This window comes from Exiguobacterium profundum (assembly GCF_001909285.1).
Taxonomy (GTDB): Bacteria; Bacillota; Bacilli; order Exiguobacteriales; family Exiguobacteriaceae; genus Exiguobacterium; species Exiguobacterium profundum.
The window spans coordinates 277,938-291,658 of record NZ_MRSV01000001.1; the positions used below are offsets into that span (position 1 = coordinate 277,938).

At 44.9% G+C, this 13,721-nt stretch carries 13 protein-coding genes; 2 read left to right on the forward strand and 11 right to left on the reverse strand.

Annotated elements, in window-relative coordinates:
* Positions 1 to 7: 7 nt before the first annotated feature.
* The 8 genes from BBB58_RS01575 to BBB58_RS01610 all read right to left on the reverse strand — a co-directional run bounded on the left by BBB58_RS01575 (position 8) and on the right by BBB58_RS01610 (position 6,583).
* The gene (locus BBB58_RS01575; protein WP_074035071.1) at positions 8 to 619 is read right to left on the reverse strand and encodes a class I SAM-dependent methyltransferase; all 612 of its coding nucleotides are present in this window, start codon (positions 617 to 619) and stop codon (positions 8 to 10) included.
* Positions 616 to 1,623 (reverse strand): ABC transporter permease, encoded by a 1,008-nt coding sequence (locus tag BBB58_RS01580; protein WP_074035072.1) that lies wholly within the window; start codon positions 1,621 to 1,623, stop codon positions 616 to 618. Before BBB58_RS01580 ends, BBB58_RS01575 begins: the two co-directional genes overlap by 4 nt.
* The gene (locus BBB58_RS01585; protein ID WP_078146062.1) at positions 1,620 to 2,294 is read right to left on the reverse strand and encodes an ABC transporter ATP-binding protein; all 675 of its coding nucleotides are present in this window, start codon (positions 2,292 to 2,294) and stop codon (positions 1,620 to 1,622) included. The genes BBB58_RS01580 and BBB58_RS01585 overlap by 4 nt, the downstream gene beginning before the upstream one ends.
* A gap of 41 nt (positions 2,295 to 2,335) precedes the next feature.
* Complete coding sequence (locus BBB58_RS01590) at positions 2,336 to 3,064, reverse strand: GntR family transcriptional regulator (protein WP_074035076.1); 729 nt, start codon at positions 3,062 to 3,064, stop codon at positions 2,336 to 2,338.
* 79 nt (positions 3,065 to 3,143) lie between these two features.
* Positions 3,144 to 4,568 (reverse strand): glycoside hydrolase family 1 protein, encoded by a 1,425-nt coding sequence (locus BBB58_RS01595; RefSeq protein ID WP_143180207.1) that lies wholly within the window; start codon positions 4,566 to 4,568, stop codon positions 3,144 to 3,146.
* Positions 4,569 to 4,605: 37 nt separating this feature from the next.
* The gene (gene celB / locus BBB58_RS01600) at positions 4,606 to 5,913 is read right to left on the reverse strand and encodes a PTS cellobiose transporter subunit IIC (protein WP_041918122.1); all 1,308 of its coding nucleotides are present in this window, start codon (positions 5,911 to 5,913) and stop codon (positions 4,606 to 4,608) included.
* Positions 5,914 to 5,936: 23 nt separating this feature from the next.
* The gene (locus tag BBB58_RS01605) at positions 5,937 to 6,281 is read right to left on the reverse strand and encodes a PTS sugar transporter subunit IIA (protein WP_074035078.1); all 345 of its coding nucleotides are present in this window, start codon (positions 6,279 to 6,281) and stop codon (positions 5,937 to 5,939) included.
* A gap of 5 nt (positions 6,282 to 6,286) precedes the next feature.
* The gene (locus BBB58_RS01610; RefSeq protein ID WP_015880368.1) at positions 6,287 to 6,583 is read right to left on the reverse strand and encodes a PTS sugar transporter subunit IIB; all 297 of its coding nucleotides are present in this window, start codon (positions 6,581 to 6,583) and stop codon (positions 6,287 to 6,289) included.
* 134 nt (positions 6,584 to 6,717) lie between these two features.
* Here BBB58_RS01610 and BBB58_RS01615 point away from each other — a divergent pair, with 134 nt between their 5' ends.
* Together BBB58_RS01615 and BBB58_RS01620 are read left to right on the forward strand one after the other, a co-directional pair.
* A complete protein-coding gene (locus BBB58_RS01615; protein ID WP_074035080.1) occupies positions 6,718 to 8,505 on the forward strand; it encodes a type I phosphomannose isomerase catalytic subunit in 1,788 nt (595 codons plus the stop codon).
* A 187-nt stretch (positions 8,506 to 8,692) separates the two neighbouring features.
* Positions 8,693 to 9,130, forward strand: a complete 438-nt coding sequence (locus tag BBB58_RS01620; RefSeq protein ID WP_047795794.1) for a hypothetical protein — start codon at positions 8,693 to 8,695, stop codon at positions 9,128 to 9,130.
* Between the two features lie 111 nt (positions 9,131 to 9,241).
* On the opposite strand, the gene BBB58_RS01625 is transcribed toward BBB58_RS01620, so the two are convergent.
* From BBB58_RS01625 to licT, 3 genes are all read right to left on the reverse strand, one after another.
* Positions 9,242 to 10,687 (reverse strand): glycoside hydrolase family 1 protein, encoded by a 1,446-nt coding sequence (locus BBB58_RS01625; RefSeq protein ID WP_074035082.1) that lies wholly within the window; start codon positions 10,685 to 10,687, stop codon positions 9,242 to 9,244.
* Positions 10,688 to 10,703: 16 nt separating this feature from the next.
* Positions 10,704 to 12,554, reverse strand: a complete 1,851-nt coding sequence (locus BBB58_RS01630; RefSeq protein ID WP_074035084.1) for a beta-glucoside-specific PTS transporter subunit IIABC — start codon at positions 12,552 to 12,554, stop codon at positions 10,704 to 10,706.
* 102 nt (positions 12,555 to 12,656) lie between these two features.
* On the reverse strand, positions 12,657 to 13,508 hold the full coding sequence (gene licT / locus BBB58_RS01635) for a BglG family transcription antiterminator LicT (protein ID WP_074035086.1): 852 nt from the start codon (positions 13,506 to 13,508) through the stop codon (positions 12,657 to 12,659).
* Positions 13,509 to 13,721 lie beyond the last annotated feature (213 nt).

Sequence of the window (13,721 nt, forward strand, 5' to 3'; positions counted from 1 at the left end):
TCCTCCATTACCAAGATGACTCCATCATATCAAAAAAATAAATCAAAAATCGCTCATGAAGATTCTTCAGCGGCAATCGCACCGTTTGTACGTACTGAAAAGGCGTCTCGTCGTTCAAATAATGGAGGTACTCATCCGCCGGATAATATAAAATCACATCGACCGGGCGAGGAACCGTTTCAACAGATTCGATGATGTTGGCAATCACTTGGCGGAAGACGTTCACCGAGAACGGATTAAAGAAGTAGAATCGATTCGCATCCGGTGGAATCATGAATCCCTCCGCGAATCCCTGTTCCAATTGAACACTTCCCCGATTACGATGTTTCTTCGTATAGCTCATCCAATTTTGAAGTGCCTCCTCATGAAATCCACCGTCCATCTCGACACCGATTGCCCTGACACGAAACGTATACGCTAAATAGAACGGCAGACGTCCTTTTCCTGAACCGAAATCCACGATGGTATCTGTGGACTCTAACGGATACGCATCCCGAAGCAAATCGAGTGCTTCGTAAGGAGTCGGTTCATAACGGTTATACTCGGCTGAGGACGGGAATCCTTGCTGAGGTTTGGCCGTCTCGATTTGTAACAGTTGCTCATACTGCTGTTCGTTCATGATGAACCTCTTTCTTGAATGGATTGAAAGAATGGATGTCGCTCCATTTCTCTCGTGAACGACGTCTGTTCTTGATAGGCGACATACAACAGATAAATCGGAACCACTAGTTTGAACCAACTTGGGAGAAGAATCACGCTCGTGATCCCGAGCGGAATGAGTCTAAACCATAAATTTCGATGACTCGGCGTTCTGAAGTACATAAGGAGTGCCATCGTCCGTCTGACGGTGCCGAAGCGATTCGGTCTCGGTCGATACAGGGGACGTTTCCGCTCACTCGTCTTCTCGATGGCTCCTGACGTCGTCAACAGGACACGATCGAATGAGGCACGCTCACGTTCTCCGATTTCAATTTCTCGACCGACACTCGGATGTTTCGACATCCATCCTTCCCCTACGTATGACGCAAATGTGACCATGATGCTTCCGATCAACACACTAAGCAATATCGACTCAATCAATAACGCATACACGCCTACAAAAGCAAGGAGTACGATTAAAAATCGCTTCATGAGATGGGCATGTCGGAGACGTAGATGATACTGGACCCATGCGTGACACCAAGCGAGTAGAAAAAGTGCAGCCCCAAACGTGAGAATCTCGCCCACGTCCCTTCCTTTTACGTATAGAATCGGTGCAAGCAACAGCAGATAGCATCCATATTGAATCACGTGTTGCGTAAGTTGATACCAAACCGAATACTTTTTTAAATCCCGAATCATGCTCCGGTTTGACACAAGGATGAGATCGGCACGCTCAATCCAGACAAACATACGGTCTTGCCACATGAACCATCCAATCAGAAGTGCCCAGAGAAAATAAGGGATGTCACCTAACCAGGGGAAGTTCCCTTCCCAGACTTGCCAGTAGGAATAGCCTGCCCATATGAGAAGAGGAAGGACAACGTATAAAAAAATCGTCCAGTCGACAATCAATCGGACCGTCTTCCATTGCTGTTTTATGTACCGGGAGACACGCATCCAAAACAATCGTTTCGCAATCATCGCATCGCCACATCTTCCATCATGTCAAACAAGGTCATCCCCTCTGTATCGAGCGCTTCACGAATCTCCACTTTCGTCCCACTCGCGAGCAGTTGTCCATCATCAATCCATACGAATCGGTCGCATAATCGCTCGGCCGTATCAAGAACGTGTGTGACTAATAAGACACTTGCCCCCCTCGTACGCTCCGCTTCTAACAGTCGAAGTAACTGAATCGTCGTCGTCGCATCCAATCCGATAAATGGTTCATCGACAATCAATACCCGCGCTTCTTGAATGAGCGCCAATAGAATCATCGCCTTCTGTTTCATCCCTTTTGAAAAAGAGGAGAGATACCGATCGGTCACATGCTCTAACCGGAATAGCTGTAGCAACTCCTCCGTTTTTTCTGTGGAATCGATTCCCGTTAATTCTTGGACGAGTGCGATATGTTCAGATAGCGTCAAATAATCATAGTAGACCGGTTGTTCCGGGATAAACGCATAGCGTTCCATCTCGACCGTTCCCTTCATCCAAGGAATCGTTCCGGTAAGACAGGCGATGGTAGTCGTTTTTCCCGCACCATTCGACCCAATCACCCCTAAAATCTCACCTGCCCGTACATCAAACGAAATGTCTTGGATGACGGGCTCGTTTATCTCGTATCCTGCTTGTTCAATTTTCACATCCACGATGGGTCCTCCTTACGAAAAAGTCGCCATCGCGGCGACTTTTACTTCACAATATTGACCGATGAAAACACAAATTTATCGTATCGATGACGGGCAAACGAATACTCGAACGGTTTCCCGTTACTTAAATAGACCACTTGCTCGACTTCGATAATCGGTTCAGTGATATCATTCTTCAAGTAAGCTTGATCGTACTCATCCGGTTTATCTGCTCGAATCACTTTATGCGAGCTTGTAATCGTATAACCAAGATCTTCTTGAATATACGCGTACACGGATTTTTCCAAAATTTCACGTGTGATTCCTGTAATGAGGTTAGCAACCATGTACGTCAATTCGATGACATATGGCTCATCGTCTACGTAACGCACACGACGTATTTCATAGACTGGTTCTGTCAGCTCAATCATGAGATGATTGGCGACTTCCTGACACGGAAACTTTACCTCAAAATTGAGGACCTCACTTCGTAACGAGCGATCTCCGATTACTTGAGTCAACCCTCTCGTTTCTTTACTAATCACGTTGATGCGATCTTTTTGGAAGCTCGACTGTAAAATGAATGTTCCTTTACCACGTTTACGATAAATCAGCCCTTCCATGACGAGAATCTCAAGCGCACGTTTCATCGTCATTCGGCTCACCCCAAACTCTTGGGCCAAATGGATTTCATCAGGTAATGCATGTTCTAGCGGATAAACGTGTTCAATAATTCTTTTACGAATTTCATCAGCAATGGTTTCATATTTCGGTTTTTTTTTAGTAGACATATAGCACCTCATGTATAGACATATATGTACAATATATCAAAAAAAGCTGACAAAGAGTAGTCTTTGTCAGCTTACTTCATTATTCTGTAAAACCATTAGCGTCAATCAACTGTTTAAACCAGTGCCCTGATTTTTTTACAGTACGTTGTTGCGTATCTAAGTCAATGCCTACAAATCCATAGCGATTTTTATAAGCATTGCTCCATGACCAATTGTCCATGAACGTCCAAAGATGATAGCCTTTTACGTTCGAACCCTCTTCAATCGCTTGATGCATCCATTTCAGATGTTCGCGAATGAAATCAATTCGATAATCGTCTTGGACACTTCCGTTCTCGTCACGATAACGCTCTTCACCCTCGACCCCCATTCCATTCTCTGAAATGAAGCAAGGAATATTACCATAGTTTTCTTTTAGATTGATTAATATATCATAGATTCCTTTTTCTTTTTTTTCCCATCCACGATATGGATTCATTTTACGTCCAGGCATCTCATAAAAATCAAATAAGTTTTCCGGTAAGAATGGTGCGTCCGGATTCGGCAGTGATGCTTTTGCTTTCACGCGACGCGGCTGGTAATAGTTGATGCCAAGCAGGTCGACTGTATGTTTTCGAATGAGTTCAAGATCGCCTGTTTCCATCTGTGGCATCGCATCTTCAGACTTCAGTACTTCTACTAGTTCTTGAGGGAACGTGCCTAAAACAGATGGATCGAGGAACGAGCGATTGAACATCGCATCAGCAATGCGCGCTGCGCTCAAATCAGCTGGGTGCTGACTTCTCGGATATGAGGGTGTCAGATTTAAGATGATCCCGATTTGCCCAGATTGTCCCATGTCACGATACGCTTCGATTGCCTTCGCACTCGATAAGATCGAGTGGTACGCTACTTGGACAGCTCGCTTGAAATCAACAACGTTTGGATAATGAAAATCATATAAATATCCACCCTCTACCGGTACAATCGGTTCATTATGCGTGAACCACTTCTCGACGCGGTCACCAAACAACTCAAAGCATGTCTTCGCAAAGGTGACATATGCCTCCACGACTTCCCGTGATTCCCAACCACCTTGTTCTTGAAGCGCCATCGGCATATCGAAGTGATACAGATTGATGAACGGTTCGATACCATGATCGATTAAGCAATTGATGACATTGTTATAAAATGTGATTGCCTCTTCATTTACTTCCCCGAAACCCTTTGGAAAAAGACGTGACCATGAAATGGAGAAACGGAACGTGTTATGCCCGAGTTCTTTCATCAATGCGATATCTTCTTCATACAAATGATAGAAGTTTGAGGCCTCTGTTGCGCACACGCCATTGAAAAAGCGATTCGGCTCTTGCATGTACCAGTAATCCCAGATGTTCAATCCTTTTCCACCTTCAAAAGCAGCACCTTCCATCTGTGTAGCAGAAGAAGCCGTTCCCCACCAAAAGTCTGTCGGAAATTGATAGGTCTTTTGCTCTTTCATTCGTGTTTGTGTCGGGTTCGTCATCTTTTATCTCTCCCTTATTTCTATTTTCTCTATTTGTTTACACTGCTTCTTGTTTATCTGTTGATTCTTCTAACTCTTTTTTCAAGTTCATGCGGTCGATAAATTTCAAGAACGGGAACCAAATCGCCAAAATAATGAAGAAGTTCACGATTTGAAGAAGACCTCCGGCAAGCGAGTTCGTCGCCATGATACCACTCAAGAACATTGGGACAGTCCATGGAACAGCGACACCCGTTGGTGGTGGGACTAAGCCTGTCGACATCGCAAAATATGTGACCGTTACCGTCACGAGCGGTGCGACAATCCAAGGAATCATGATGAGCGGGTTCATAACGATTGGAAGTCCGAAGATGACCGGCTCGTTTACGTTGAATAGTCCAGGTCCGAGAGATAGTTTCCCGATTTGTTTCAACTGTTTCGATTTCAAGAACAACAAGATGGCCACGACGACAGCAAGTGTAGATCCGGAACCACCAAGCCCTACCGTGTAAATTTCAATGAACTGTTTACTGATAATGTTCGGAACATCTCCAGTCGAGGTATAAGCCGTCAAGTTCTCCACAGATAATGTGTTCCAAATCGGGTCCATCACCGAGTTGACGATGACCTGACCGTGAAGTCCGAAGAACCAAAATAGCTGAACGAAGAAGATTGCAATCAACGTTGGAATGAGACCATTCCCCAATGTCACAAGTGGTTGCTGAACGACGTTGAAAATGACGTCATGAAGATTCGTATTGAATAAGTTCGTCACGATGATGTTGAATGTTAAAAATACAGTCAAGGTTAATAATGCAGGAACAAGTGCTGAGAATGATTTCGCAACAGCTGGCGGTACTCCATCCGGCATCTTAATCGTCCAGTTCTTTTGAACGACAAATCGATAAATCTCACCGGACAGGAATCCGGTAATCATCGCAAGGAACATCCCTTTCGCTCCAAGGCGATCCAACGGAAGGACATTCCCGACTGCCTCTGACATACCGTCAACTTCAATCAAGAAAGGCGTTAAGAGAAGGAAAGACACGAGCGAGATCGCTCCTCCGAAGACAGCTTCGACTTGATAACTTTTCGATAGATAATACCCGATGCCGAAGACGACAAAGATAGACATAATCCCCATCGTTGCAGATGGTGCGTTTCCGAGTGATGTTTTAAATACACTGAGTGTACTCTCGGACATGAAACGGTCGAGGAACGGCAGGTTTGCAATGACGACGATGATTGACCCAAACATGGTAATCGGGAAAGCGAGCATGAATGCATCTCGCAATACTTGTAAATAGCGACTGTTGTTTAAATAGGTCGCCATCGGCATGAGCAGTTTACTGATCATGTTGAACATCTTATTGTCCTGTGACATATGATTCACCCTTCTTGATTAGGATTTACAATCTTTTGTTCGACCATTTCGACCAAACCCGCTGTCAAATCAAGCATCGTTTGCGTAGACATTAAATGGTCCTCTGCATGAAGAAGCAATAAAGAGACGTCTGTTTTTTTTTTTTTTGCTTCTCTTTGGATTTGTGAAAAGTGTGTTTGATGTGCTTCTTTTAATTGTCCACGTGCCTCATCAATCTTTTCTTCGAACGTTTCATAAGAACTCGTTTTATACAGTTGAATCGCTTCCTGAATCGTACTTCTCGCATTGCCACTGTGCAAAATCATCATGAATGCCATTTGCTCCAAGGTTAACTCGTCTACCTGTTCCACGTTGTTCACCCCATTAATTTCATCGCTTGTTCGTATGCAGCTTTTCCATTCGCCGTGCCGTATGCCATCATATCGATCACTTCAATCGGTGTTGATGTTTGCGCTTTCAATTTATCCAACAAGAAACGCATTTGTGGACCAATCAAAATCACATCTGCCTCGTCCATCTCGGTTACGACCTGATCTTGACCGACTGCCCAAATCTTCGCCTCATCCCCGATTGATGTGGCATGATCTTTCATCTTCGTTACGAGTAAACTCGTCGACATCCCTGAACTACACGCTAATAAGATTTTCTTCATGTGTCCTCACTCCTTATTTGAAATCGGTTACATGTTTTATTATACACATGATTTATTTCATGTCTATACTTGATTTAAACTTTGTTTAGTTTTTAAATTCATAAGTGTATATCAAATTAACAGGAGGACAGGATATGAGCGCTATTCTTTTAAAACCACACTATCAACAGCGACTTTGGGGAGGGGAGCGTCTGAAGCAATTTGGTTTCGATTTCAATGACCCTTCGATCGGTGAAGCTTGGACGGCTTCTGCATTAGAAAAAGGTAGTTCAGCCGTTGCTTCCGGACCCTACGTTGGTCTTTCTTTGCGTGAACTCTATCAACAATATCCAGAGTTGTTTCAAATTAAAGCGGACGTGTTTCCGCTACTGATTAAATGGATTGATGCGAACGATGATTTGTCTATTCAAGTTCATCCTGATGATTCGTTAGCGGAACAACTCGAAAACGAATCATATGGAAAAAATGAATGTTGGTATATTCTCGATACTCCAGCAAATGCGACACTCATTTACGGTCACTCCTATGCCACCTCAGAAGACTTCAACAAAGCGCTTGAAACAGGCGATTTGGAACACGGATTGATACGAAAATCGATTCATGCCGGTGATTTTTTCTATGTCCCAGCTGGAACGGTCCATGCATTGACAAAAGGGGTATGCGTACTGGAAATTCAACAAAGTTCGGACACAACCTATCGTCTATACGATTACGAGCGACTGGATGTGACGACCGGTCGTCCACGTGAACTTCACGTAGAAAAGGGCATTCTCGCTTCTTTCGTCCCTCACCTTGGCTATAGTGAACCAATCCGTCAACTCGATCACTTTCGAACACGTTTGACGAAGAATCCATTCTTCTTCGTGGAAAAATGGCATGTTACAGCGAAAGAAAAGATTTCGACCGACACGTTCCGGTTACTATCTGTCGTGCAAGGAACATTAATCATTGATGAGATGGAAGTACCTACGGGAGGTACACTCCTTCTCCCGGCCAATGAGTCGTTCTTGATTGAGGGAGAAGCGATTTGTCTAGTGACTGGTGTTCCTTCCGATGAAAAACAAGCTGTCCGAATCGGGATTGATTTAGGAGGGACAAACACTCGGATTGCAGCTGTTTCACTCAAAGGTGAAGTACTGAAACAACTCACGTTTAACACGCAGCCTCAACTTCCTTTCGAAGAGACACTAAAATCTATTGAGACTGCGATTAATCAATTCAATGTTGAATTCGATATCCAGCATGTTGGAATTGTGGCTCCAGGTCCACTCGATTTGAAACAAGGGATGTTTTTAACGCCTCCAAACCTCCCGAATTGGCACAATCAAAAAATCGTTGAGCCTTTAACACAGCGCCTCGGCTTTTCTGTCACCCTTGAAAACGATGCGAATGCAGCAGCTCTCGCAGAAGCTAAATTTGGAGCAGGAAAAGGATTCGATGCTGTTTTTTATGTAACAGTCAGCACTGGAATCGGTGGCGGTTATGTCTATAAACATCAAATCATTCGAGGGGCGAACGGCAGTGCCGGTGAAATCGGAAATATGATTATCCGTTCGAACGGACCAGTTCACCCTGTACTGAATCGAGGCTCTCTCGAATCACTCGCAAGTGGTACCGCGCTCATGAGTCGCGCAAGCGAAAAAGGATATACAAACGTCCCTTCGCTATTATCAGATGACGAGTACCGCCATCACTTCGTCGAGGAACTGGCTAGCGGACTAGCTAACATCATTCATACCGTCGATCCTGATGTGATTGTATTAGGAGGCGGCGTCATGATGTCGGCCTCATTATTTTGGAACGAATTACAACAAGCAGTCTCGAATAAAATGTATCCACATGCTAGTGGAAAAACGCGTCTCTGCCTCACTCAATTGTCAGGAGATGCGGGTGTGATCGGCGCTGCCTTTGTCGAAGCATAATGAGGTTTGAAAAAAACGGACATTCATCGTGAATGTCCGTTTTTTTGTATACAGAAATGTGAAATAAATCAAAATTATACTTTGCGAATCATCTACAGTTTCTTTTCTAGATTGAGTTAGATTCGTTTACTTTAGCGTGGTAACGTGAAATGATAATGATAACAACTCTTTAAAGTGAGGTGACGGTGTGTCTACCACAGAGCACGAACAAGCGACATCTATTTTGCATCACCTCTTTACCGCCTCTTCTTTTGTCGGAATCGATTTCGGTTCTGGTCCGAACCATCATCTTCTCTATTTCAGTCGTCAAGGACTGGAATCTTGGATCTCCATTGAGGGACCGTGGCATGTCCATGCGACGCAAAATACGTTTGACGAAGGTGAACAACTCGAACAGCTCATGCGCTTAAGAAGAGAGCGCATCCATCAAGTACGCCTCGGTGACGAACACCCCCACCTCGAACTGGAATTTGAATCCGGATCCCTTCTCTTCATCAATGGATATCAAGAACACTTTGAGTGCTGGCAAGCAGGGGACGCGAGACCACTTGGTGGAGACGCCTATCTGTTGGTCGCGATGCCACAAGGGGAGCTCGCAATCTTTGCGGATGGAGACGACGAATGAACACTTGGATGGAAATTATCTTGTATATGTTGATTGCTGGGGGCATTAGCCTCGCGATCATCTTATTGCGAAAAATCACGAAAGCATGAAAAAGCGGCCGAGGCCGCTTTTTCATTTGACTGATTCTTCTTCGTATAAGCTCGCACCTTGTGAACGAATCACCTCTTGATACCAGAAGAACGACTCTTTCCGTTTTCGTTCTAACGTACCGGTACCGTCGTCATGTCGATCCACGTAAATGAAACCATACCGTTTGCTGTACTCACCTGTCGAGGCACTCACTAAATCGATACACCCCCAACTCGTGTATCCCATCACTTCGACTCCATCGTCGATTGCATCCATCATCCCTTTCAAGTGATCACGTAAGTAATCGATGCGATAGTCATCATGAATCGTTCCGTCCGACTCAATTTTGTCATAAGCACCTAGCCCGTTTTCAACGATGAATAATGGGAGCTCATAACGCTCATATAACTTGTTCAAGATGACGCGGAGTCCTGTCGGATCAATTTCCCATCCCCAGTCACTCGCCTGTAAGTATGGATTCTTGACCCCGCTCATAATATTACCTTCCGCCTCATCCTGACCTTTTTCAGCCTTTTCAGTGCGCGACATGTAGTAACTGAGTGAGAAGAAGTCGACAGTATTCTCTTTGAGGATATCAAGGTCGCCATCTTCCATAGCGAGTTCAATGCCATTGTCTCGGAAGAATCGTTTCGCAAAGCTCGGATATTTGCCGCGTACATGGACGTCTCCGCAGAAGAAGTTCATCATCCGTTCTGCATCGTGAGCATACCAAACGTCATCCGGGTTTGAACTATACGGATAAACCGGAGCCGCAATGAGCATACATCCGATTTGCATCGATGGGTCAATCTCTCTGGCCGCCTTTGTCGCAAGGGCACTTGCGACCAGTTGGTGATGCAATCCTTGATAGGTGAGCTGTAACGTATTCTCTTCTTCCCGAACCGCAATCCCTAGACTGAGCATCGGCATGAACTGTGCCCCGTTGATTTCGTTGAACGTCAACCAGTATTTGACCTTCCCTTTATAACGTTCGAACAAGACACGACTGTATCGTTCAAAGTATGTGACTAAGCGACGGTCTCGCCATCCCCCATAATGCTTCGCAAGATGTAGGGGCATCTCATAGTGGGAGATGGTCACGAGTGGTTCAATGCCTTGGGCGACTAATTCATCGATCACACGATCATAGAATTGGAGTCCCTCCTCATTCGGTTCCACTTCATCTCCGTTCGGGAAAATTCGTGACCACGCAATTGACATGCGGAACGTCTTGAATCCCATTTCCTTAAAGAGGGCAATATCTTCTTTATAACGATGATAGAAGTCGATTCCTTCGTGGTTCGGGTATGAATACTCTTCATGTAGTTCAAAATCAAACGTCGGATCATGGATAATCTTCATTCGCTGTTTTCCGCCTGGCATCACGTCAGCAATCGAAAGTCCTTTACCACCTTCTTGATAACCACCTTCTAACTGATTGGCCGCAGTAGCCCCGCCCCATAGAAATTCACTTGATACTTGTTTCATACTGTCTCCTCCTTTGTTATACAATGACACGCAATACGCCATGATTGGCTTCAACCACACCTGTGTAAACCGGTAAGACATCGAGATAATGTTCGGTGTTTGTTACGATAATCGGGGTGATGGTATCATACCCTTCACGAGCGATGGCATCTATATCGAATCGGACGAGCAGTTCTCCTTCTGTCACTTTCTGACCGTCCGTAACGACCGTTTCAAAATACTGTCCATTTAGCTTGACCGTATCTAATCCAATGTGAATCAATACTTCCACACCTGTATCAGATCGAAGACCGATTGCATGCTTCGATGGATAGACCGTGACGATTTCTCCGTCAAACGGTGCATATACCGCGCCTTCTGAAGGCATAATCGCAATCCCTTTCCCCATCGCCCCGCTTGAGAACACTTCATCACGAACCGTTTCAAGCGACACGACTTCTCCTTTCAATGGAGCCGATACAGGAAAGCCGACTTGTTCAGAGATTGATTGTACAACCACTTTTTCTGTCGACTCGACGGTCGTTTCTTCTTTGTGGAAGACCATCGTCAAGACGAGAGCGACTACTGTTGCAACCGCCATTCCGATAAATGCTCCATAGAAGGCTAAATCGACACCCGTTGGAGGAATCATGACTGGGATGCTAAAGATTCCGAGGCCTCCCATCGCATAAGCCGCCGTACCGAACAAACCTCCTACGACACCACCAGCCGCTCCACCCACAACCCCAAACACAAATGGTTTTTTACGGGGAAGCGTCAAGCCATAGATAGCCGGCTCCGTAATTCCAAACACACCTGCAATCGTGGAAGATGTTCCTAACCCTTTCACTTTCGGATTTTTGGCTTTTAAGGTAATCGCTAGAACTGCCCCTACTTGACCGAACGTGGCCATCAATACACCGACAACAATCGTATCCGTACCGACAACCGATAAGTTATTGATGATAATTGGTACAAGTCCCCAATGGAGACCGAACATGACAAGCACTTGCCAGAACGCACCGATGAACGCGATGGCGATGGTTGGGCTCAACTCATACAAGAACGAGTAACCATTCGCTAAACCTTGACTCGCATACGTCGCAACCGGTCCAATTGCTAAAAACGTCAACGGGACAACGAGTAACAACGCCATCATCGGTGTTGTGAAGTTTCGTACAGCTTCATGCGTATGACGGTTAAAGAATGTTTCGACTTTTGAAGAAACGTATGTCGCCAAAATAATCGGGATAACCGAAGACGCATAACTCATTAAGACGACAGGCACATTGAGGAACGTCAAGGCCTCCCCGGCTCCTTGAATGGCCACAATCGATGGATAGACAAGCGCCCCACCGATAATCATCCCAATATACGGGTTCCCACCAAATTTCTTAGCCGCCGAATGTCCTAAGATCACGGGTAGGAAGTAAAATAGTGCATCCGCCGCGGCATTCAAGACGACATATGTGCCCATTTCTTCTGTCAATAATCCAAACGCGACAAGGATGGCGAGTAACCCTTTCAACAGACCACTACCTGCCATCGGTCCGAGAATCGGCGTAAAGATTCCAGCAATCACATCAATCAATCGGTTGAATACTCCTGATTTTTCTTCATCATCAGTCGAAGATGTCTGGAAACCACCAACATCGACAACCTCTTTGTAGACGTATGGTACATTGTTCCCGATGACGACTTGAAATTGTCCTCCACTTTGAACGACCGTGATGATGCCATCTTGTTCCTTCAGCGTAGTCGCATTTGCCTTTGATTCATCTTTTAATTTGAAACGCAGTCGTGTCGCACAGTGAAAGACACTTTTGACGTTATCTTTCCCACCGACATGCTGCACAATCGTCTCTGCCAGTTGTTTATATTGGTCCATCTTGTTCACTCCTCATGTTTTTGGATAAAAAGAAAAACCTAAATCACTACACAAATAAAGGTGTAGTCATTTAGGTTTGGCCTGCGTCATCAGTAACCATCCTTAGGATCGACGTTCTTTCATTAAGTTTTCGATATGAATCATCATATACAGCCGTTCGTCCATCGATACATCATAACGATATTTCGTCGCGATCAATCCAGCGATTTTTTCAACGCATTCGAACGCTTCCGGATATCTCTGCTTCACCATCAAGAACAAGGTTTCGTCACCTGTGGACTTGACCTTTTCCCCCGATGCGAGGCGCTGCACAAAGTACTTTAAATGAGTCAGAAATCGAGAATAGGCGTATGACTCTTCATCCAGCTCGATTTGAAAATGATACGTGATAATGGTCAAAATGGCTTGGGTGGCTTTTGTCATCTCCGTTACGAGATGCAGGTTTTCACCTTTCACGCCAGACATCGTCGCATTGACGAGATGTAAGGCAATCGCTACCGCCTCATCTTCATCCAGGTTGACCTCGTGTTGCGCATTAATCAATTTTACCGCTTCTTTGCCGACAGCGAACTCCGGAGCATAAAATCGTTTCACTTCCCAAACGAGAGGGTTACGAATCTGGATTCCATCCTGATACCGACTAAGCGCGAAATGAAGGTGGTCCGCTAGCGTCACGTAGAGCGAATCATGAATAGGTTGTTTTAATCGCTCTTCGGCTAATCTGACAATCTGTTTCACCGTCTCCATCTCATCCGTCGGCATTTCATTTAAAAAGTGAACGAAACGCTCATAACTTTCTTTACTCTCGAGCGTAAAGATTTTTTCGATTCGCGTCTGGTCAATCGGATCGCCTGGCCTTTTTTGAAATGCAATCCCGCGCCCCATCACGACCTGTTCTTGACCGTTCGCATCAATTGCTACGACGTTATTATTGAACACTTTTGAAATCTGCATGGTCTCCTCACCTCACTCTCATTCGACTGAACTAAAAAGAAAAAAACCTAAATTCACACCAACGTCCAACATACAGTCGTGGCGTCAATTTAGGTTTTGCCTGCATCACCAGTAACAATCCTAAAGTGGATTTTCTTCTTTTCGATATAAGCATACTCCCTATAAATCTTGACGTCAACATAAAAAGTAAACCGCTTACATCGTGACCGTTTT